Origin of the sequence: Paenibacillus phytorum (assembly GCF_013141715.1) — a bacterium.
In the GTDB taxonomy this organism is placed as follows: Bacteria; Bacillota; Bacilli; order Paenibacillales; family NBRC-103111; genus Paenibacillus_E; species Paenibacillus_E phytorum.
The window spans coordinates 1-21,749 of sequence record NZ_WHOA01000141.1 but is presented as its reverse complement, the minus strand read 5'-3'; the positions used below and the strand labels follow the sequence as shown (position 1 = coordinate 21,749).

22 protein-coding genes are annotated in these 21,749 nt (G+C 44.0%); 17 read left to right on the top strand and 5 right to left on the bottom strand.

Annotated features, from left to right (window positions below; all coding sequences use genetic code 11):
• Positions 1 to 126 precede the first annotated feature (126 nt).
• The 3 genes from GC098_RS21040 (at position 127) to GC098_RS21030 (ending at position 3,277) form a co-directional block, all read left to right on the top strand.
• Positions 127 to 1,002, top strand: a complete 876-nt coding sequence (locus GC098_RS21040; RefSeq protein WP_376773917.1) for an NAD(P)-dependent oxidoreductase — start codon at positions 127 to 129, stop codon at positions 1,000 to 1,002.
• Between the two features lie 224 nt (positions 1,003 to 1,226).
• Positions 1,227 to 2,678, top strand: a complete 1,452-nt coding sequence (gene katA / locus GC098_RS21035) for a catalase KatA (RefSeq protein WP_171645197.1) — start codon at positions 1,227 to 1,229, stop codon at positions 2,676 to 2,678.
• A gap of 122 nt (positions 2,679 to 2,800) precedes the next feature.
• The gene (locus GC098_RS21030) at positions 2,801 to 3,277 is read left to right on the top strand and encodes a hypothetical protein (RefSeq protein ID WP_216625361.1); all 477 of its coding nucleotides are present in this window, start codon (positions 2,801 to 2,803) and stop codon (positions 3,275 to 3,277) included.
• Here GC098_RS21030 and GC098_RS21025 read toward each other — a convergent pair.
• From GC098_RS21025 to GC098_RS21010, 4 genes are all read right to left on the bottom strand, one after another.
• A complete protein-coding gene (locus tag GC098_RS21025) occupies positions 3,274 to 3,492 on the bottom strand; it encodes a hypothetical protein (protein WP_171645195.1) in 219 nt (72 codons plus the stop codon). The two genes, GC098_RS21030 and GC098_RS21025, sit on opposite strands and share 4 nt — an antisense overlap.
• Positions 3,493 to 3,609: 117 nt before the next feature.
• Complete coding sequence (locus GC098_RS21020; protein WP_171645194.1) at positions 3,610 to 4,731, bottom strand: Ger(x)C family spore germination protein; 1,122 nt, start codon at positions 4,729 to 4,731, stop codon at positions 3,610 to 3,612.
• Positions 4,724 to 5,812, bottom strand: a complete 1,089-nt coding sequence (locus GC098_RS21015; protein WP_171645193.1) for a GerAB/ArcD/ProY family transporter — start codon at positions 5,810 to 5,812, stop codon at positions 4,724 to 4,726. Before GC098_RS21015 ends, GC098_RS21020 begins: the two co-directional genes overlap by 8 nt.
• Before the next feature lie 11 nt (positions 5,813 to 5,823).
• Positions 5,824 to 7,227: a spore germination protein gene (locus GC098_RS21010; RefSeq protein ID WP_171645192.1), complete on the bottom strand. Its 1,404-nt coding sequence runs from the start codon at positions 7,225 to 7,227 to the stop codon at positions 5,824 to 5,826.
• 222 nt (positions 7,228 to 7,449) lie between these two features.
• Between GC098_RS21010 and GC098_RS21005 the strand changes: the two genes are divergently transcribed.
• From GC098_RS21005 to GC098_RS20995, 3 genes are all read left to right on the top strand, one after another.
• Entirely contained in the window at positions 7,450 to 8,379 is a 930-nt protein-coding gene (locus GC098_RS21005; RefSeq protein WP_171645191.1) for a DMT family transporter, read from the top strand.
• A gap of 118 nt (positions 8,380 to 8,497) precedes the next feature.
• Complete coding sequence (locus GC098_RS21000) at positions 8,498 to 8,992, top strand: YhcN/YlaJ family sporulation lipoprotein (RefSeq protein WP_171645190.1); 495 nt, start codon at positions 8,498 to 8,500, stop codon at positions 8,990 to 8,992.
• Between the two features lie 155 nt (positions 8,993 to 9,147).
• A complete protein-coding gene (locus tag GC098_RS20995) occupies positions 9,148 to 9,726 on the top strand; it encodes a YitT family protein (RefSeq protein WP_281367103.1) in 579 nt (192 codons plus the stop codon).
• A 78-nt stretch (positions 9,727 to 9,804) separates the two neighbouring features.
• Here the strand turns inward: GC098_RS20995 and GC098_RS20990 are convergent, their stop codons facing one another.
• Positions 9,805 to 10,170 carry a hypothetical protein gene (locus tag GC098_RS20990; protein ID WP_171645188.1) on the bottom strand — a complete coding sequence of 122 codons (366 nt, stop codon included), beginning with the start codon at positions 10,168 to 10,170 and terminating at the stop codon, positions 9,805 to 9,807.
• A 247-nt stretch (positions 10,171 to 10,417) separates the two neighbouring features.
• Here GC098_RS20990 and GC098_RS20985 point away from each other — a divergent pair, with 247 nt between their 5' ends.
• The 11 genes from GC098_RS20985 (at position 10,418) to GC098_RS20935 (ending at position 21,637) form a co-directional block, all read left to right on the top strand.
• On the top strand, positions 10,418 to 11,062 hold the full coding sequence (locus GC098_RS20985; RefSeq protein WP_171645187.1) for a chromate transporter: 645 nt from the start codon (positions 10,418 to 10,420) through the stop codon (positions 11,060 to 11,062).
• Between the two features lie 16 nt (positions 11,063 to 11,078).
• Positions 11,079 to 11,621, top strand: coding sequence for a chromate transporter (locus GC098_RS20980; protein WP_171645186.1), 543 nt, complete (start codon positions 11,079 to 11,081; stop codon positions 11,619 to 11,621).
• A 221-nt stretch (positions 11,622 to 11,842) separates the two neighbouring features.
• The gene (pckA, locus tag GC098_RS20975; RefSeq protein ID WP_171645185.1) at positions 11,843 to 13,411 is read left to right on the top strand and encodes a phosphoenolpyruvate carboxykinase (ATP); all 1,569 of its coding nucleotides are present in this window, start codon (positions 11,843 to 11,845) and stop codon (positions 13,409 to 13,411) included.
• A gap of 80 nt (positions 13,412 to 13,491) precedes the next feature.
• Positions 13,492 to 14,103, top strand: coding sequence for a helix-turn-helix transcriptional regulator (locus GC098_RS20970; protein ID WP_171645184.1), 612 nt, complete (start codon positions 13,492 to 13,494; stop codon positions 14,101 to 14,103).
• A gap of 15 nt (positions 14,104 to 14,118) precedes the next feature.
• Entirely contained in the window at positions 14,119 to 14,919 is an 801-nt protein-coding gene (locus GC098_RS20965) for a pyruvate, water dikinase regulatory protein (protein ID WP_171645183.1), read from the top strand.
• Between the two features lie 40 nt (positions 14,920 to 14,959).
• Entirely contained in the window at positions 14,960 to 15,925 is a 966-nt protein-coding gene (gene glpX / locus GC098_RS20960) for a class II fructose-bisphosphatase (RefSeq protein ID WP_171645182.1), read from the top strand.
• 235 nt (positions 15,926 to 16,160) lie between these two features.
• Positions 16,161 to 17,471, top strand: a complete 1,311-nt coding sequence (gene rpoN, locus GC098_RS20955) for an RNA polymerase factor sigma-54 (protein ID WP_171645181.1) — start codon at positions 16,161 to 16,163, stop codon at positions 17,469 to 17,471.
• Positions 17,472 to 17,587: 116 nt separating this feature from the next.
• Positions 17,588 to 18,262: a hypothetical protein gene (locus GC098_RS20950; RefSeq protein WP_171645180.1), complete on the top strand. Its 675-nt coding sequence runs from the start codon at positions 17,588 to 17,590 to the stop codon at positions 18,260 to 18,262.
• A 151-nt stretch (positions 18,263 to 18,413) separates the two neighbouring features.
• Positions 18,414 to 19,496, top strand: coding sequence for a Gfo/Idh/MocA family protein (locus tag GC098_RS20945; protein ID WP_171645179.1), 1,083 nt, complete (start codon positions 18,414 to 18,416; stop codon positions 19,494 to 19,496).
• Positions 19,497 to 19,530: 34 nt separating this feature from the next.
• Positions 19,531 to 20,616, top strand: a complete 1,086-nt coding sequence (locus GC098_RS20940; RefSeq protein ID WP_171645178.1) for a Gfo/Idh/MocA family protein — start codon at positions 19,531 to 19,533, stop codon at positions 20,614 to 20,616.
• Between the two features lie 238 nt (positions 20,617 to 20,854).
• Positions 20,855 to 21,637 (top strand): SDR family NAD(P)-dependent oxidoreductase, encoded by a 783-nt coding sequence (locus tag GC098_RS20935; RefSeq protein WP_171645262.1) that lies wholly within the window; start codon positions 20,855 to 20,857, stop codon positions 21,635 to 21,637.
• The last annotated feature ends 112 nt before the right edge of the window (positions 21,638 to 21,749 follow it).

The window sequence follows — 21,749 nt, the reverse complement described above, 5'->3', positions numbered from 1 at the left end:
TTTATCTCCCGTTATACATGAAGGTATGAGCTCAGTTTGACCAGATGCACAGACGGTGATAACTTAAGAATGAAACATATTCGAAATCAGTTACTGTTAAAATGAGAGGTGGCATTCATTGTGGTAATCAATCCGGCACAAACGATTGTAGGCTTAGTAGGAACAGGTGTCATGGGGAAAAGTATGGCAGGCCATTTTATTCAAGCAGGCTACGAGGTACAAATATATAATCGAACGAAATCCAAGGCACAGGACCTGTTGGATCAGGGTGCTCATTGGCAGGATTCACCAGGACTATTAGCACAGCAATGTGATGTTATTATTACAATGGTAGGCTTCCCTAATGACGTTGAAGAGATTTATTTAGGCGAAAATGGCATTCTTGCTAACACTAAGCCGGGCAGCTACGTAATTGATATGACAACGTCTAGTCCAATGCTGGCCAAACAAATTTATGAAAAAGCATTCGCGCGTCAAGTGTATTCATTAGATGCTCCTGTTTCAGGCGGAGATATTGGAGCTAAGGAAGCGAAACTTTCGATTATGGTTGGGGGCTCGCGTGAAGCTTTTGATGCCATGCTACCGCTTTTTGAGAAGATTGGCACGAACATCGTCTATCAAGGAGAAGCGGGTGCAGGCCAACATACGAAAATGTGCAACCAAATCGCAATTGCAAGTAATATGATGGGAGTTGTTGAAGCGCTCGTATATGCGAAGAAGTCAGGACTGGATCCTTCGACTGTGCTCAAAAGTATTGAGTCAGGCGCGGCGGGCAGCTGGTCCTTAAGTAACCTGGCACCGCGCATCATTGCTGGGAATTTTGCTCCTGGCTTTTATGTGAAGCACTTCATCAAAGATATGAAGATCGCACTTCAATCTGCCGAAGAAATGAAGGTGGAGCTGCCTGGACTTTCGCTGGCGAAATCCCTTTATGAGCAGCTAGCGGCGAGCGGTGAAGAGGACAGCGGTACTCAAGCGTTGTTTAAGATTATAAATAAGTAGCTCAGAATGATGAGCTATTGAAGGAGAGCATCCCGGGAGGGATGCTTTTTTGTTTTGGATAGAAAGCGCGAAAACCGAGCTTACATGGACGCAGCATCATATCATGACAGGTTCTCGAATACATATGAATTAGGGAAATGGAAGGTTGTCACATACATAATCCTGTAAGCGATGAGAGCGCTTTGAGCAGAGTTTTAACATTTTACTGAAGAGGTGATTGTTGGATGAGTACGGAAAAAAACAAGCTTACGACCAGCTGGGGAGCTCCAGTTGGGGACAACCAAAACTCGATAACGGCGGGTTCACGGGGGCCGACGTTGATTCAAGATGTCCACCTTTTAGAGAAACTGGCACACTTTAATCGAGAGCGAGTACCTGAGCGAGTCGTTCATGCCAAAGGGGCTGGAGCGCACGGCTATTTGGAAGTCACGCAAGACTTGACGAAGTATACGAAAGCGAGCTTGTTCTCAGAGGTTGGCAAGCGTACACCGTTGTTCGTTCGATTTTCGACCGTGGCGGGTGAGAATGGTTCTTCGGACACGGTCCGGGACCCGCGCGGATTCGCTGTGAAATTTTATACGGATGAAGGCAATTATGACTTGGTCGGCAATAATACACCGGTATTTTTCATTCGCGACGCGATTAAATTCCCAGATTTTATTCATACTCAGAAAAGACACCCCCAAACTCACTTGAAAAATCCAAATGCTGTCTGGGATTTCTGGTCATTATCTCCTGAATCTTTGCATCAAGTGACGATACTGATGACAGACCGCGGTATTCCCGCAACGCTGAGACATATGCATGGATTTGGTAGTCACACGTTTAAATGGGTCAATGCCGAGGGTGAAGGCGTGTGGGTGAAGTATCATTTTAAAACCGAACAAGGCGTTCAGAACTTAGCTCCAAATGTTGCTGCGCAACTTGCGGCTGACAATCCAGATTATCATACAGAGGACTTGTTTAATGCGATTGATAAAGGAGATTTCCCTGCTTGGAAGCTATGCGTACAGATCATGCCGCTGGAAGATGCAAATACGTACCGTTTTGATCCTTTTGATGTCACGAAAGTTTGGTCACAGAAAGATTACCCTTTAATTGAAGTTGGGCGTATGGTGCTGGATCGCAATCCGGAAAATTATTTTGCTGAGGTAGAACAAGCCACATTCTCGCCAGGGACACTCGTACCAGGAATCGATGTTTCACCAGATAAAATGCTGCAAGGTCGATTGTTTGCTTATGGGGATGCACATCGGTATCGGGTAGGGGCTAATCATCAGACTTTACCAATTAATCGTCCGCGGAGTGAAGTAAATAACTATCAGCGAGATGGTCAGATGCGTGCGGATAACAATGGTGGGGGTTCCGTTTATTACGAGCCAAACAGCCTTGGCGGACCAACGGAAACGCCCGTAGATAAACCGGCACCCTACGAGGTGTCTGGGTCGGCGGACAGTGTTGCCTATGATCATCATGATCATTACACGCAACCAGGTGATTTATATCGCTTGTTAAGTGAAGAGGAACGAACTCGTCTTGTTCAAACGATTGTTGGTGCAATGAAACCTGTTGAGTCGGATGAAATTAAGCTCAGACAGATTGGTCATTTCTATAAGGCAGATCCCGAATATGGGATCCGCGTGGCAGAGGGTCTTGGGTTATCCATACCGGAATGAAGTGAAATAGTGAGAGGCAGCTACCTTTTCGCCACAAAAGGATAGCTGTCTTTTTTCTATGGCATATGCTATAGGGGAGCAAGGCATAACCCGAAGAGGTGATCATGGTGGGAACTCGTTTATTGTCCGAGCAACTGGTGAGAAATCGTTTTCCTCATTTAAGATATATAAGAATTCATACGCCTGAAAAGCATAAAGCGACGATCTACGCTTGGAATGGAGATTTGTATTTACCCGAGAAAGATGTTCAAAGCGTACAACATTATGCGAGCGGTTACTTATATCCCTATGTCAACTTTCAAGTAAAGGCATATAACGCGGTTCAACCCGATAAAGTTCCACAACTGCAAGAATTGCCGGCAGCTATCATCCAAACAGCGATGCGAAGAAATTTGAATCAATATGGCATTCTAGAAGCAATAAACCGGTTATTTCCGTATGGTCGTTTAACATTTAACAGATATCAAGCAGCAGATAGTATCATCCATTTTGATTTTCATGCCATTAGATTGCTCCATGATAAGGAAAAAAGGGCCATGTACGATTATTTGCAAGAATTGATTCCCCTAGGTTCCTATTGTGAAGTGACCTTTTATTAAGGTTGACGGCTTGAACGCTCATCAATGCGGAACTCGCTTTCATCCCGCAAATAACTTGTTGCGCCAATCTTTACGGAATGAGTTGTATACTTTTCTATCACGCCTGCAGCAATGAAGACAGGGATATCATCTGCTGTATGTTGAATGACGGCTACCCTAACTTGAGATAGCGCAGCTGCGAATAATTCCATATCCGTTGATAGTGTCTTGTTCATTGGTCTTTTCTCCTCCGGGCTCCTTGTCTCGTTAAGCCATTCCTCTGATTCTAACACAGGAACTTTAACGATTAAAGAGTCTGGAACAGTTCACATCACAGCTTTCAAGGTGAAAAACTATCGAATCATACCGTAGTCACGAATTGTGGTATCGACTTCTACACGGATTTCGGCACGGGGATAAACGGATTTCCAATTCAAATTGTTCCATTCCTCATAGCTCATACTATTTCGGACGTAAGTGCCAATACCCAAGTTATCCCCACCGCTGCGCTGCACATGGCTAACTATCCCTTGTAATAGTTCGCGAATGGCTTCAGACAAATCCTGATCTAAATTTTTTTGTTCTTCCGCTTTTTTGAATGTTGATTTCCCTGAATATTCCAATATATTGCCACTTAAGCGAATACGGATAACGACTTGAGGGACGGTGCTTGCACGCCCCTGTTTGTTAACAATGACTTCTCTTTTGCTTGCGATTGAACTAATAATCGCAATTTCTTTCCGTCCAGATGAACGATCCTTGAATGTAATATCGATCTCACCCATTTTTAGGCTTTTTTTAAGAATAGCAAACTTTACGATTTGTTCTGTACGGATCTTGCCAATATAACGATCATTTTTGAAAAGGGCAATCCCGTCGATTTCAACATTATCACCTTTCACAATAAGCATAGGAGCGATTGGATCGGTACCATCGTCATAATAATCGCGTACGAAACTGTAGAGAGATACGTCAGGAACCTCATGGATTTTGGCCTCTTGAGTTAATAACTGATCAATGTAACTCCCAATGGATTGTATTTGTGCATATTTATGGGTCAACATGTCTACAGCACTGCCGTTAACGATGACAATTTTCAGCTTTTCTCCAACGGTATAATCGCGGCGATAGGAGTCAAGTTCATTCCAAATCCCATGTTTAGCCAAGTCTTTCCCGAACAGCATACTTATCAATTGCCCTGAAACAAGGATTTTGTTAATTTTGCGGGACAATTTGGTCCGCCCATCTTTAGGGGATTCAGCAATGGTTTGCAGAATGTCTGATTGCTGGTTGGCTACAGTCCCAGCTTTTGGAATGGCGATAGCTATAGACACGTCCGTTTCAGAAGGTTTTCCATTCTCTTCATACACGGAGTCCAAAGCAACAATATCAGACATGCCTAATTTCTCAATGCGATTTTGTTCGACACAACCGGTGAGACTCAATAGTAAGACAACCAAGACCCAGTTACGCATAATTCCGCCCTCGATATTTGTTAATTAAAAGGATTACCAATAGGAAGATCGGCAGTAAGAAAGCAACCCCAACTTCAGCAAATCCAAAAAGACCTAGCCAATGTTCGGTCTTTTCAAGCGCTGAGGGTATGATAATCAAGGAAGCTAATGGGAAAATCGTTAAAATAACATAGGGGATCCATTGCTTGTTTGAAGTTGGCAGGATCCATTTTATCGTTTCAATAGCTGCCCAGCTGTATAGGACACTCGTCATGAGAACTCGAAACAAAGTAATATTAAACACGAAATCATCGATTCGTTTCACAAAGGGGAGTTCCACATACGAGAGCAAATTGAGTACTGGAAACTTCATATGCTGAAGTTGATGCAGGCTGAAAAAGCCAAAGGCAACAAATGCAGTTAACGTATAAGAAAATGTGGTGATCAGATTTGCAATTTGAAAAGCACGGATTAAATGTGTTTTTTCATTGGTATATGGAAATATCAAAAGGCAAAGTTCATAACCCAGAAAGGATATGTAAACGTCAAGCCATCCTTTGAAGGAGTGAGTGGCATCCTTAAACCAGAAGGTAGTCATTCGTGATAAATCAAAATCTTCATAGGCATAAATCATAAGTGAAAAATTCCAAATAATTATATAAAATGAAAGGACTGCTAATCTAGAGATACTCATAATACCCTTAGTTAAAAGCAAGAAAACAAGAACCTCAAACAAAATATACAAATAAGCGGGATGGAGCGAGGGGAACGATAACGATTTTAAAATTAATATATATTCTTTACCAACCAAGCTGCCTAGAATTGCCCATAATCCAGTTAAAATCCCAAAAAAAGGAACTAACATGAATTTCGGTAAAGCCGATTGTGAAATTTCGAAAATAGATCTCCCTTTACCTAATCGATAAACGAATGAAATGAGCAGAAGATTGAAAGCGGCAACGGACGAACAGATAAGTAAGGCTGCCCACCCATTTGTACCGATATTCTCAGATAATAGCCGAGGAAGGCTGATAATGACGACACCGGTTTGAGCGAAGTTTGCCATAATGGTCGTCTGATAAAATGGAAGCTTAGCACGCATGAGTGTCTCCTTCATTCGTTCGGATTATTAGTGGTAGGCTTTTTGAGTTTGGTCAAAATCTGAATGGGTGCTCGGAAAATGAGTTCTAACCATCGACTTGGTTTCGTCGGTGCGATTGGGTATAAATAAGAGATGCCGAACATGTTAAACCCAGAAAGCTGAATCATAATCAAGCTGAGTCCAAAAACCAGGCCGAAATTTCCGAGGAGACCGGCCAGTAAAATGATCACAAATCGGAGCAAGCGGATGGAAGAACTCATGATATAGCTGGGTATAACGAAGGAAGCGATAGCCGAAATAGCTATCGAGATAATGAGGATATTGCTTGTTATGCCAGCCTGAACGGCCGCTTGTCCGATGACGATCCCGCCGACGGTACCAATGGTCTGACCGATTTTGGTAGGTAAACGCGCACCTGCTTCGCGAAGCAGCTCAATCGTCATTTCCATAACAATGGCCTCTATAAGAGGGGAGAACGGCACTTTATTACGGGATTCCATTAAGTTTAACAGCAGAGATGGTGGAATCATTTCATAATGATAAGTGACTATAGATACATAAAATGCAGTGAAGCAAAGTGTGATGAATAAGGCAATGAACCGTAAAATGCGAACCGCAGAAGCAACAGCCCATGGCTGATAATAATCGTCAGGTGATGAGAAAAATTCAATAAACGTGGTTGGTGCGCTGAATGCGACTGGACTCCCGTCAAGCAACCCCACTATTTTGCCGCTTGTCAGCTTGTCTGCCATATGATCAGGTCGAACGCTTGTTAGGAATTGAGGGAAAATCGCTAGTTTGTTGGGTGTTAAATGCTGCACAAGTGTATTCGTATCATAGATTGTTTGGATATCAAGGTTTTCAATCATTTCACTTAACTGCTCCACATGCGCTGGTTCTGCAAGTTCCTCTAAATAGAGGAGAACCATCGTCGTTCCTGTTCTTGTACCGATCGTGTAGGTGATTGCTTTTAAACCAGGGTCCTTGATACGCCTCCGTATCAAAGACAAATTCGTACTTAGCGTCTCGGTGAATGAGTCCATGGGACCATTAATGACGCCTTCTGTCTCTGAATTTTGAATGGATCGAGATTCAGGCGCGTAAGCTTCGTGCAAGTAACCTCTATTTTTATAGTAAATAGCGATATTTCCAGCCAAAATGCCTGTAACAAGTTCGCTTGCTTGTAGCTTCGTTATATAGGAAGATTGGCTCAGGATAGCGACCATATCAGCATTGTTATTATTAAAGGGCTCTAAGGCATCTTTTCTTAACGCCTCTGAACTGACAAGGTGACCGAAATAAATGATATCGATTTGCTGAAGCGGGAGATGCAGATGAGATAAATCTGAGCAATCGTAGAGCAATTGCAAAGTTTGCTCTAGTAGACTATTTTCACTCTTCAAGTCTCCGTTCATGCTTATCGATCTCCTACCTCTCTGTGAATCTGGATTGCCCAATATCTCCATCCTATATTATGTTTCTTTTTCCAATTCGCTATTCGACTTCATGGAACGATCCAAACAAGCGTCTTATTTTACATACATCGCCTTGTGGGTTGAATCATATGTTATCATGATGAATGAATATGTGAATAAGTAAATGATCCACGAGTTATTCAAAAAGGAGCACGAATCGATATGATCAAACATTCCCCCTACATTCTGCTAGTTCTCGCCACATGTATATGGGGAGGCAATTTTGTTGCTGGCAAGGCACTTGTCCTTCACATTCCGCCGATTACGCTGGCTGCATTACGTTGGAGTATTGCTTTTATTTGTCTTCTTCCATTCTTCGGAAGGCTAGCCTGGCAGCTAAGAGCTGAATTTCTCCGCAGCTGGAAAATGATCCTTTTTCTGTCCGCAACCGGTGTTGCCGGATTCAATACCTTAACTTATGTGGCTGTCCAATATACTGGTTCGATTAATGCTTCGTTAATGAATTCGGCCACGCCCATCATGGTTGTGCTTTTAACCTGGTTAGTTATGAAAGAGCGGTTCGCGTGGTCGGCTTTACCAGGAATTTTGGTGTCCATGGCTGGTGTGAGCTGGATTATTAGTCGAGGGAGTGTGTCGGCGCTGTTGAGTCTTTCTTTTAATAAAGGCGACTTGTTCATGCTAGTGGCCGTTCTGTGTTGGGCTCTATATTCGGTAGGTATGAAAAAGATGTCAGGACGATTCCCATCCAGTCCTTTTTTACTGATTCAAATGACTGTGGCCTTGGTGCTGCTGCTTCCGCTTTCGGCAGTGGAATGGGCGCTGAAATCGCCACACGTTGATTGGAGTCCACCTCTTGTAACAGGACTTATTTATATTGGTTTGTTTGCTTCAATTGTAGCTTTCTTGAGCTGGAATCGTGCCATTGAGCTAGCTGGACCTCAGCGTTGTGCGGGATTTCTAAATTTGATTCCGATGTTCAGTGCCATTTTTGCAACTGCTTTTACGGGGGAAGCGTTAAGGATGTATCATCTTTTAGGGGCTATTTGGATCGTGCTTGGGGTGTATATCACGAATTATGCAATTAAGAAGCAGCAAATGAAAGCTGCAAGAATAGAGACAGCAAAGACCTAGCGGAGCTTCCGCTAGGTTTTTTACATTGAATCGAGTTTCTCCAAATGATTGAAATGAATATAAATTTGATTGGAACAGCATACTAAACATCAAGACATAAACATATAAGGGGTGTAAGATGTTTGTAACCAAAGGTTCTCACAAAGTTCTGATTTTAACTGTTGTGACCATGTCCATTTTTCTGTCAGGCTGTACAGCTAAACCAAATACCCAAAACCAGCAAAATACACCAATTAAACAGCAACAAATCCAACAACAAGTCCAACAACCAGGTAATGAGGATAATCGCATCCAAATAGCGAAGGAAGCAGCAACTAAAATTACTGAGCTAGACAGCGTTAAACAAGCAAATGTGCTTGTAACCAAAAGAAAAGCCTATGTTGCAGCTTTGCTAAAAAACGACCAACAATTAACACGTGATATAGAAGACCAAATTGCCAATAAAGTCAGAGCAACGGATCCGAATATCCAGAATGTTTACGTCTCAACAAGTCCAGAATTGGCGGACCGCTTCAATACGTATGTACTTGATGTCCAACAAGGAAGACCTGTTGCCGGTTTTGTTGAACAGTTTAAAGAGATCGTAGCTAGAGTTTTCCCGAGCGCCAAATAATTTCTTATCAGGATGGAAATCATTTATGAGCAGGCAGCCGGCATTTTTAGCGGCTGCCTGTTTGCGTTCAATTGAAGTGAACGTATAAAGATAGATTCTTTTATTTCAGTTATCAGCATATGAATCAGACAAGCCTTTTACAGGAGCTGGTTTGTTTGCCTTCGTTACAAAAAAATGTAGCAATCATTTTGGGAAGTTTACTGATTTCAATGGGGATCAATTTTTTTCTGATGCCTTTTAAGATACTAGATGGCGGGCTCATTGGAATTGCTCTTATTATCAATTATTTATTTGGACTCAAAGTGGGACTTATTATGTTTTTGTGCAGCATTCCTATTTTTATATTGGTGTGGTTTCATTTCAGTGATATGTTTTACAACAGTATTTATGGGTTATTTTTTTCTTCATTCGTTATCGATTTCTTAGGGCCATACCGGAATCTTTTCTTATATTATGTGGATTTAACACCATTCAGCAGTTCCTTGATCGGTGGATTTATTGTGGGTACAGGAATAGGAATCATGTTGCGTTATGAAACCAGTACCGGAGGGACGGACTTGCTGGCTCAGTATTTTTCGAAATGGGTTCCTATTAATGTGGGAATAATTATTTTTATAATCGATGGTATGATTATCTGCCTTGGAGGACTACTGCTTTCGGCTGAAACTTTCCTGCTCTCCATCCTTACAATTACAGCAGGCGGGATAGCGACTAGTCTTTGTACGATGAAATGAAAAACTACCGAAATATTTATGTGGAATATACAAAAAAAATGCGTTACCTACAACTGTAGAAAACGCATTTTTTTTGTCTTATTCGATTTTCTCCATATGCGCATGATTGCGGCGAAGGAGATCAACAACTGCCGGATAATCGGCATCGCTGACTTTGGCTGAAAGCACATAATGAAGAGCATCTTCATCCTCATCCCAATAGGCTTCCGAAGAATGAGTCTCGACTGTTGGCATCACACCAACAATTCCGACACCATTATTCAGATTCGTTTCTCCACCGGTTCCAACTCCGTCTACGAACGGCAGCAGTACACGTCCGGTGCCATTGAAGCCATCTGGTAATCTGCCAACTTCGAGCATTTCCGGACTATACTTCAGCAGTAGAACCTTCGCATCTTCCGCTTGATTTTCAGTGTGAAAATAGGCTTGAATCATTCGGCTCATGAATATTCACTCCTTATAATAGGTGATGGTAAGGTTGTTCCTATTGAAAACTTACCCTGATAGCAACAGATGCCTACCTTTCAACCAAAATAAATTAAACTTAGCTTAATGATCGGGATGATCGGGATTGAATTAGACGTTAATCTTGCATTATAAGGGATATTTACAGAAAAGATTAAAACTTTTGATTGGACAATTCACTGTCTTTAGTTCAAAATAGAATTAAGTGCAGGGGAGGTCAACCAACATGCCGATGAATAACTTTCGTCATTTACTACGTATTTTTTGGACGTTTCTTCGTATCAGTCCACTCACTTTCGGTGGTGGTTATGCCATGCTGCCTGCCATCCAAAGAGAAGTTGTCGTTACGAACAAGTGGATGACCGATGATGAGATGTCGGAACTGCTTGCCATTTCAGGAGCCGCTCCGGGTGGTGTAGGCGTTAATGTATCAGCTTTAGTAGGGTATCATTTGGCAGGAATAAGAGGAGCAGTAGCAGCCGTCATCGGTATTACGCTTCCTACATTTTTTATTGTGATACTTTTAAGTATCATTTACACATTCCTTCAAAGTTATCCCAAGATGCAAGCCATTATGGAAGGTATCCATGCCGCTATCGTAGGTTTAATCGCTGCCGCTGCTTACAAAATGGCGAAATCCTCTATTATAGATAAAATGACGCTAATAGCCGCAGTTAGTACCGTTCTTCTGCTGCTTTTCATACCGATATCACCTATTATAATGATTATTTTCGGCCTATTGGTAGGGATTGTCGTTGTTTTCTTGAAACAACACTGGGGAATGAAGAGTCCAATCAAGAAGCAAGAAGACACTATGTCAGGGGACAAAAGCAATCGTGCTGCCGACTATTACTTTGCAGACGGGATTTGAGGAATGAGGTGGATATATGCTATTAAGTTTATTTATTACTTTCTTTAAAATTGGCATGATCTCATTCGGTGGCGGTTACGCCATGATGCCTGTTATTCAACATGAGGTCGAGAGGCATCAATGGCTCACTTCAGATGATTTTAATAACGTTATATCCTTAGCAGGTACAGGACCGGGACCGATTGCAACGAATAGTGCCACTTTAATCGGTTTTCATACAGCCGGTGTGCCTGGTGCTATTGCAGCTACACTAGGAATGGTGTTACCTTCACTCATACTTATCATCTTACTAGCCGCTTTTTTGTATAAATGGCACGCGAATAAATGGTTTAAATCTTCATTCTATGGTTTGAAACCGGTCGTAACGGGCTTTATCATTTTTGCAGCGATACACTTTGGGTGGTCGGGGTTAGGTCCAGTGAAGTACCAAATATCTTGGGACCAAATTGCGACGGTACTTATTGCGGTAGGTGCCTTTCTGGCCATTATTAAATATAAGCTGCATCCTTTTATGGTCATCGTATTTGCGGGTGTTATGGGCATTGTCTTTTTTCAGTAATTTATAAAGTATCTTATTATGGGGCTCTCTTTTCATTCCTTTAGATGGAGTGAATGGAGAGTTTTTCCTATTATTGTGTATTATTTGTGTCGAATAGTGATAAAAAATTATTTTATGTGCTATAAACAATATTATATTCACTTATTTCGTTATATAATGTACACTATATAATAAATAGAACACACTATATAAAAAGCCTTAAGGATGAGAGGAATGGGAGAATGAGCATAGAACTAAAGGTTGAACAGCTAAGAGCAGGTGCTACCCACTACAATTTGTCAGTGTCAGAACTAACGAAAATGAGCATCGAGCGTAAAGAAGGAACTTTCGCGTCCTCCGGAGCGCTTCAAGTAAACACTGGTAAGTATACAGGGCGTTCTCCCAAGGACAAATACATTGTAAATGAAGCTTCAGTAACTGATCATATCGATTGGGGAGCTGTGAATCAGCCGATGTCGGAGCAACAGTTCGAGCGGCTATATCAAAAAGCGCAAGACTACATGGCGACGAAAGAATTGTTCATCTTTGATGGCTTTGCAGGAGCAGATTTGGCGTACAGGCTGCCGATTCGAGTTATCAATGAGTATGCTTGGCACAATTTGTTCGCCCGACAACTGTTTATTCGTCCGAGTGAGATTGAACTGATGGCACATAAGCCTGAGTTCACAGTCATTGCGTTACCTGGCTTAAAAGCCGATCCACTCGTCGACGGTACCAGGTCAGAAACTTTCATCTGCCTCTCTTTAGAGAAAAAGATCGTACTAATTGGTGGTACGGAGTACGCGGGTGAAATGAAGAAATCCATTTTCAGCGTTATGAATTATATCTTGCCTGGTCAAGATGTTCTCCCCATGCATTGCTCGGCCAATGTTAGTGAAGAAGGAAAAGTAGCTTTGTTCTTCGGGTTATCTGGCACGGGGAAAACGACACTTTCGGCTGATCCGAATCGCCGTCTCATTGGCGATGATGAACACGGCTGGTCGGAAACGGGCGTGTTTAATTTCGAGGGAGGCTGCTACGCTAAATGTGCTGGCCTTACCGAGGAGAAGGAACCGCAGATTTGGCAGGCAATCCGATTCGGCACTGTTTTGGAGAATGTGGTGCTTGATCCAACGAGTGGCGTTGCCGAATACGGCAATACGCAGATTACGGAGAATACACGTGCAGCCTATCCTTTAGAATATATCCCTGGAGTGAAGATTCCGGGAACCGCTGGACACCCTGATGTCATCATGTTCTTGACGGCTGATGCCTCCGGAGTTCTGCCTCCAATATCCAAGCTGACGAAAGAACAAGCGATGTACCACTTCTTGTCTGGCTACACGTCCAAGCTTGCAGGTACAGAACGTGGAGTTACTGAACCAGAAGCCACATTCTCTACTTGTTTCGGGGCGCCTTTCCTGCCGCTTCGTCCTAACGTTTATGCCCAGATGCTGGGGCGTCAGATCGAAGAACATAAGGCCAACGTGTACCTCATTAATACAGGTTGGGTTGGCGGTTCTTACGGCGAAGGTGAACGTATGAATTTAGTGTATACAAGAGCGATGGTTACAGCTGCTTTAAACGGCAGCTTGGAGAAGACAACGTTCACGGAAGCTCCCTTCTTCGGTCTATTATGTCCTGATTCGGTACCAGGGGTTCCGAGCGAACTCTTGCTGCCAAGGAACACTTGGCAAGATCAAAGTCAATATGACGTCAAGGCGAAGGAATTAGCGCAGCGTTTTATCCACAACTTCAATAAATTCGCGGGTGTCGATGAACGTATCATCGCTGCTGGACCTAAGGTCTGAAACGAAGTTGAGATGAGTTAGAATAGGTGCGATATGAATTATGAAAGGAGGGAAACATCATAGAGCTTACATCCCGACAGATGGAAATTATCGATCTCGTCAAAAAGCATGCACCTATTACAGGGGAGCGAATTGCTGAATTGCTTGGAATTAGCCGTCCGACGATTCGTTCCGACCTTGCTGTTTTGGTTATGCTTCGCTATATCGATGCCAAACCAAAGGTTGGTTATTTCCTAGGAACGGCTGCTCTTGAAGTAGATTCACCATTCAAACATATAGAAGCTGTAAGAGTAAAGGATGTTATGGGAATCCCTATTGTTCTAAGGGAAACCGTCACCGTAAGCGATGCTGTTGTCACTCTTTTTCTCGAAAATGTAGGAAGCTTGATTATCGTGAATATGCAGGGAACTTTAGCTGGTATTGTTACACGGAAGGACTTGCTAAAGGTTACGCTTGGGCAGGCAACGGCAAATTCGATGCCAGTTTCACTAGTCATGACAAGGCACCCGAATGTTGTGACGGTAAACCCGGATGACAGTGTATTAGAAGCAGCGCGGAAAATGACTCATCATCAAGTGGATGGGCTGCCTGTGGTTAAGAGTGAGGCTGATCAAGAGCCAGGTGAAGTGGTTGGCCGAATTACGAAAACAACAATGACCAAATTGCTGCTTGATGTAGCGCTGGGGACTTAATCAGGGGGAGTGTAAGTGGGAGAGAAGATCCATACGATTTTCGTTTGTTCGGATTCAGTGGGGGAAACGGCGAATACTGTCGTACAAGCAACGATCCGCCAATTTAATGCAAGCCAAGTGCAAGTCAGGCGTTTCGGATCTATCCGAACAGAAGATGAAGTACGTGCTTTAGTAGAAGAGGCAGCGAAAGTGGATGGGTTCATTGCTTATACGCTAGTATTACCTGAGCTTAGAGAGATGATGCGGCAGGAAGCCATACGTTTAAGTGTAAATGCCATTGATATCATGGGCCCCATGATGCAGGCTTTCATAGATACCTTCAAGGGTTCCCCGAAGCGGAAAGTCGGTCTGCTTTATCAGTTAGATGAACAATATTACCAACGGGTAGAAGCGGTCGAGTTCACGGTAAACAGTGACGATGGCAAGGACCCAAGCGCTATGAAGCAAGCGCAGATTGTTTTAATTGGACCTTCCCGAACTTCTAAAACGCCACTCAGTATTTATTTGGCGCACAAAGGCTATAAGGTGGCGAATTACCCGCTTGTTCCTGAGGTAAAGCCGCCTGCAATTATATATGAGCTAGACCCGAGCAAATTGATTGGTTTGACGATGAGTCCCGAACATCTGGTGCGTATTCGTACGGAACGTCTGAAAGCGGTCGGACTTCCTTTTGGCGCTAAATATGCGACAGGGGAGCGAGTCGAAGAAGAGCTGGCATTCGCAATGAAATTATATCGTGAGCTTGGTTGTAAGATCATCGATGTAAGTGAGAAAGCCATTGAAGAAACGGCTGGTCTGATTCTAGCAGACAGATAGCCAGGAAGCCACATTTCCTAGTAGAAAGGGTGAATGATGTATGCAAAGAGATTTGTCTCTGGAAATTGTACGAGTAACAGAATCTGCAGCTTTAGCGTCCGCACGTTGGACGGGAAAAGGGAATAAACACAGCGCTGACGAGGCAGCAACTTCTGCTATGCGTTCTATTTTTAGCTCCATTCCTTTCCGTGGAACGGTTGTCATTGGTGAAGGTGAGATGGATGAAGCCCCGATGCTGTTCATCGGTGAGTCTTTAGGAAATGGGTTGGGTCCCGAATATGATGTGGCTGTTGATCCGCTCGAAGGTACCGATATTGTAGCTAGTGGCAGGAGCAATGCCCTTTCCGTGGTAGCCATAGCTGAGAAAGGGAACCTGCTGCATGCACCGGATATGTATATGGAGAAGCTGGCAGTAGGGCCGCGTTTGGTTGGCAAATTGAATTTGGATGACCCCCTCGAATTAACGATTAGAAAAGCTGCTCTTTTGTTACATAAAGAGATAACAGAGCTGACCGTTTCCATCTTGGATCGCAAAAGACATGCGGATAAAATCCTTGTTTTACGGACGCTAGGTGTCAAAATTCATTTACTGAATGATGGTGATGTCGCGGGTGCTATGGCAGCAGCTTTCCCAGAGACGGGCATTGATTTACACGTGGGTTCTGGGGGTGCGCCGGAAGGGGTGCTCGCAGCGGCTGCATTACGTTGTATGGGAGGCGAATTTCAAGGACGGCTTCTCCCAGAGAATGAAGATGAGATAGGGCGGTGCAAGGAGATGGGGATTGTTGATCCATCCAAAGTGCTTGGAATGCGCGAGTTAGTAGGCGAATCTGACATTTATTTCGCTGCAACCGGTGTAACCTCGGGAGACTTCCTGACTGGCGTTAAATTTCTATTTGGCGGTCGTGCAGAAACACATTCGGTCGTTATGAGGGCGCAAACTCAGACGGTTCGTTTCATCCAATGCGTGCATCAGATGCATGAGTACCACCTGGGGAGTGCCTGAGCAGACATATAGAGGATTATAATCAATGCATGCAAAGAAATCTCTCTTTCGTAGAAGGTGAGATTTCTTTGTGTTTTACAATAGATCGACTTTTATTTGATAGCCGGTGAACTGTAGGATGTTACCATAAGCCAAATGGGTTAAAATAGAGCTATAATAGATTCATAATCGTAAGCGTTTTCAAAACAAAATCAAGAAAAGTGCTGCCAAGGCAAAACTCAAGGAGGAACTAGGTATGAGAACAGGCTATAGTCTAACACAAGTGCAGAGCCAAAAGCTAACGATGACTCCTGAACTGCAGCAGTCCATTCATATATTACAATTATCAAGCTATGAGTTGTCGCAGTACCTCCAAGAGCAAGCCTTGGAAAACCCCATACTGGACATCGAAACTTTCACAAGTTCTTATTTGAAACCGGGTAAATCTTCACAAATGGCGGGGTCAATGACAGATCCACTATGGAAGGCAAAGGCGAGGGAGGAAACCTTGGAACAGTGGCTTCTCAGCCAACTGCGTATAGCAGGGGTTTCCGATGTTTTATATCAGACAGCGGCCTATCTGGCAGGAAATTTAGACGATAGAGGTTATTTACCTCTCTCCATTACGGAGGTAAGCTCGTTTTTGAATAAGCCTAAAGAGGTTGTCGAAGAAGCGCTAGCTTGTCTACAATCACTGGATCCGCCGGGTGTAGGAGCCAGAGACTTACAGGAATGCTTATTACTGCAGTTTGCTAGGGATCCGGATGCGCCGCGCGGTACTTTTGAAGTGGTCAGCCAATATATGCAGCAGCTTGCTCAGATGAAGCTGGATAAGATTGCGCAGCAATTAGGTGTAACACTCGTACAAGTGAAGGAGATTGTCACCTATATTCGTAGTTTGAATCCACGACCTGGTATGGCCTTCAGCTGGATCGAAGAATCTTATATTACTCCCGATGCTACTATTTATAAGGAACAAGGGAACATCGTGATCCAAATGAATGCGGGCGCAGTTCCCAAGATTACAGTCAATAAGGACTATTATAGCCATATCCAGCAGGCAGGTTGTAAAGAAGCGGTTTCCTTTCTGAAAGAAAAATGGAAAACAGCCGATTGGATTGTGCGCAGCTTGGAACAGCGGAAGATGACCCTGTACCGGGTCATTCGGGCTATATTTGAAGAACAGCTGGCATTTTTAGAGATCGGCGAACGTGGCATGAAGCCCTTAACCTTAAAAATGATTTCCGAAAAACTTGACCTCCATGAATCTACGATAAGTAGGACGGTACAAAACAAATACATTCGTACCCCCTTTGGAGTGCTTGAGCTAAAATATTTCTTTACCTCGGGGCTACAATCGGATGTAGGTGAACTAACGTCTATCAAAACAATCAAGATTAGAATCAAAGAACTTATTTCACAGGAACATAAGAAACAGCCTTATTCCGATCAAAAGGTTGTAGAAATCTTAACGGAAGAGGGAATTCGTATTTCACGCAGAACGGTGACCAAATATCGTGAAGAGCTGCATATTTTATCTTCTGCACTGCGTAAGAGTATTTTGTAAGCACAAACCCGCCAAAGGCTCACCTCAATAATTGATATGTTGTTGACTGCCACTCATGGGCCAAGTTCTCTGCCGCATATACTTTAGTTGAGAATGATGTGAAAAGAGGGATAACGATGAGTTTGACCCCAATTGATTTCCATTCCGTCGTCAGAAGCTGTATACCTCAGGAAGCCGAGGTTGTCGTATTGCAGAGGGAGGGGAGCCCTGCGGCTATTATTTATGCGGATGTAGATGGCGATGGTCACCCTGAAATCACAGCCTTGTATAGATATTTAGACAATCAGTATCTGTTTTCGTTGAAAAACTATTCCGGTAACTGGTTTCCAATCGCCTCTGCTGCTACGGGTAGAGCCCAAGCAATTACGGATTTCGCGGCTGCCCCTGTCTCACGAAGAGAAGGTTGGGACCTGGTTATTGGCTGGCAAAATGAGCGTGAATCCTCCTCCGAGCTCGATATCGTGCAGTGGACTCCAACCGGTTTCCAGCGTCTGATTCCTCCGGGAACTTTCTACAACCATTTGGAAATTGAAGATATGCCCGGTCGGGACGGAAGAGACGGTCTTTGCGAAATTGCGCTGTGGGTGCGTGAGCAGGATCAGGCCTACCATGTGGAAACCTATCGTTGGGATCCTTACAGACTTGTCCCCATCCAAGATGTGTATTCGTATTATTTTCAGAAGGTCACTCGTTACTATGAGGATTTAACCCGTGATCATCCGGATGAGCAAGCCTACAGAAGTTATTTGGAGGATGCGCAAAGGAAAGCAGGAGGAAGCTTGTCATCGTAGAAACATATAAACCAGGCGGTTAACACCGTCTGGTTTTTTCATGTCGTAATTTCTTAACCTGATTGTCCTAAAGTTAGACTAAAAATATCGGTATTCCTATGCTACATTTATGACAGATGTCTTAATATCACATAGCGATGAGGTAATCTCAATGAACAAAACGTTGAAGATCGGCATTATTGGAGGCGGCGGTATTGCTGGCGCCCATGTAAGAGCATATCGTGAGCTTGCTGACGTAGAGATTGTAGCGGTAGCGGATGCGGTACCAGGCAAAGCGGCACAATTCATTGATTTTTGGAAAATTCCATCTGCACAAGCCTTTGATGATTATCGGCAGTTGCTGGAATTAGACCTTGATGGGGTAAGCATTTGCACACCTAATGTGGCTCACCATCGGACGACTGTAGATTCTTTACTGGCTGGGAAAAACGTTATGTTGGAAAAGCCGATGTCCGTCACGCTGGAAGAAGCAATCGAGATGGCGCAAACGGCGAAGAAAACAGGCTTCATGCTCAATGTTGGTTTCCAACCGAGATATGATCCTAATATGAAGATTATTCAGGACGTGGTTCAGTCCGGTCAACTTGGTAAGGTCTATTATGTAGAAACAGGCGGAGGACGCCGCAGAGGCATGCCTGGCGGTACATTTATTAGCAAGGAAATCGCTGGAGCCGGAGCAATGGCTGATATCGGTTGTTACTCACTCGATATGGCTCTGAATGCGATGGGTTATCCGAAACCGCTTACCGTATCCGCTTACAGCAGTAACTACTTTGGAACGAATCCGTTATATCATAACGAAGCTAGTCGATTCGATGTGGAAGATTTCGGTGTTGCGATGATCCGTTTTGAAGACGATCTCGTGCTGAATTTCAAAATTTCATGGGCGATGCATATGGATACACTAGGACCAACCTTATTCCTTGGTACCGATGGTGGACTCAAAGTAACGCCAGCTGGTAAAGGGCCATGGAGCGGAGTATTCGACGGAAATGTGGGTTCCATTGCCTATTTCCACGACGTTCGTGGACATCACACGGAAAGCCAAATTCCGCTGATTGATCATAAGCTAAATTTGTTTAACGAGAAAGTCCGCGATTTCGTAGAGGCTGTCCGGGATGGCAAACCAGCCCCGATTCCTGGCGAGCAAATCGTTCGCAATCAAGCAATCATTGATGGCATCATTCGGTCATCGCTCATTAAACGCGAAGTCGCTATCGAACTTCCTAATTAACTCAAAACTAAACACTACTCTGGAGGTATTTCACATGTCACGTATTTTCCGTATTGGTATTATTGGTTGTGGAGGCATTGCAAACGGCAAGCATTTGCCAAGTTTGAAGAAGCTTTCGAATGTTGAACTGGTCGCATTCTGTGACATCGTGCAAGAGCGGGCTGAAACTGCCGCTGAGAAATACGGCTCCAAAGCCGCTAAAGTATATGAGGATTACAAAGAGCTTTTGCTGGATGCTACAATAGATATCGTTCACGTGTTAACACCGAATGATTCACATGCCGAAATTGCCATTGCTGCGCTTGAAGCTGGCAAGCATGTAATGTGTGAGAAGCCAATGGCTAAGACTGCAGCGGATGCTAAGCGCATGGTTGAAACAGCTAAGCGTACAGGCAAGAAGCTAACTATCGGATACAACAACCGTTTCCGACCTGATAGTCAGCATTTGAAGCGCGTATGTGAGGAAGGGGAGCTTGGCGAGATTTATTTCGCGAAAGCGCATGCCATTCGTCGTCGTGCAGTTCCAACATGGGGCGTATTCCTGGATGAAGAGAAGCAAGGCGGAGGACCGCTTATTGATATCGGTACACATGCTTTGGATCTAACGCTTTGGATGATGAATAACTACAAGCCGAAAGTTGTGCTTGGGACGTCTTACCACGAATTGTCCCAAAGAGAAAATGCCGCCAATGCTTGGGGGCCTTGGGATCCGAGTAAATTCACCGTTGAGGATTCTGCCTTCGGTATGATCGTCATGGAAAACGGCGCTACGATTATGCTGGAATCCAGCTGGGCACTGAATACGCTTGAAGTCGACGAAGCCAAATGTTCATTAAGCGGTACAGAAGGCGGAGCCGATATGAAAGGCGGGCTTCGCATCAACGGCGAGAAACATAGCCGCTTATTTACAACAGAGGTGGACCTGAAAGCAGGCGGTGTTGCTTTCTATGACGGCGCTAAGGAAAGCGATGCGGATCTGGAAATGCGTACATGGATTAAAGCCATTGAAAATGATACAGATCCTGTAGTAACGCCTGAGCAAGCTTTTGTCGTTTCACAAATTCTTGAGGCGATTTATGAGTCGGCACGTACAGGTAAAGCTGTTTATTTGAATGAATAGTGCGTCAAACTTATCAGTTTAACCGGAGGAGCCTAGGCTCCTCTTTTTTAGTAGATAAGAAAGTATAAGTTTTATACTTTTGCTTCGCATCTACCTTGACAAACGCGCTCGTCCCAGAAGGACGACGGAGTCGTTTATCCTTGGAATCCATTGAAATTTGAAAAAATAAGTGGAATAGGAGTATGCTAGAATTATTGAAATACCCAACTAAGAATTGAAGGAAAGGAAGCGAGATGCGATGCATTTGGGATTGCAGGGTAAGGTAGCCTTGATTACTGGGGGAAGCAAAGGTATTGGATTGGCAACAGCGATATCCTTATCGCGAGAGGGAGCCAAAGTTGCGATACTTGCGCGGAATGAGGAACAGCTTCGAGAAGCCGCTGTCCATATTGCTAATTTGACAGAGGGTGAGGTGCTGACGATTCAAGCCGATGTGACCTCGGAGGCCGACTGTCAGCGCGCCGTGGAACAAACCGTTCAGCGATTTGGTAGTTTACATATTCTGGTGAACAATGCAGGTACGTCTGCTGCACAGCCATTTGAACAGGTAGGCACGGAATTATGGCGGCAAGATCTTGAGTTGAAATTATTTGGAGCCATTCATTGCTCCCGTTATGCGATTCCTTACATGCGTCAAGCAGGAGGCGGCTCTATCGTGAATTTAACGACTTCTGCAGCCAAAACACCGCCTGCTTCTTCGCTGCCGACTTCGGTCAGCCGTGCCGCAGGTCTTGCATTAACGAATGCGATGAGCAAAGACCTGGCATCCGCCCAGATTCGTGTGAACACTGTCTGCATTGGGAAAATTCGCAGCGACCAGATTGAGAGAGGGTGGAAGCGGGAGGCGCCAGAAAAGACTTGGGAGGAATATGCATCGGATCCAAAGCATGACATTCCGCTCGGCCGGATTGGGAATGCGGAGGAAGCGGCTAATGTGATCACCTTCCTATCCTCGGAGGCAGCTTCCTATGTTACAGGCACTTCCGTCAATATTGATGGCGGTAAGGGTGCAGCACTGTAAATTGAAAAGCTAACGAAGGTAGACCGTCCAGGCATGGACGGTTTTTGTTTACTTTTTACTTGATATAGCTGCTCATTCCTTATAAACAGTAAAAAGGCTGCATCTCTAGAAG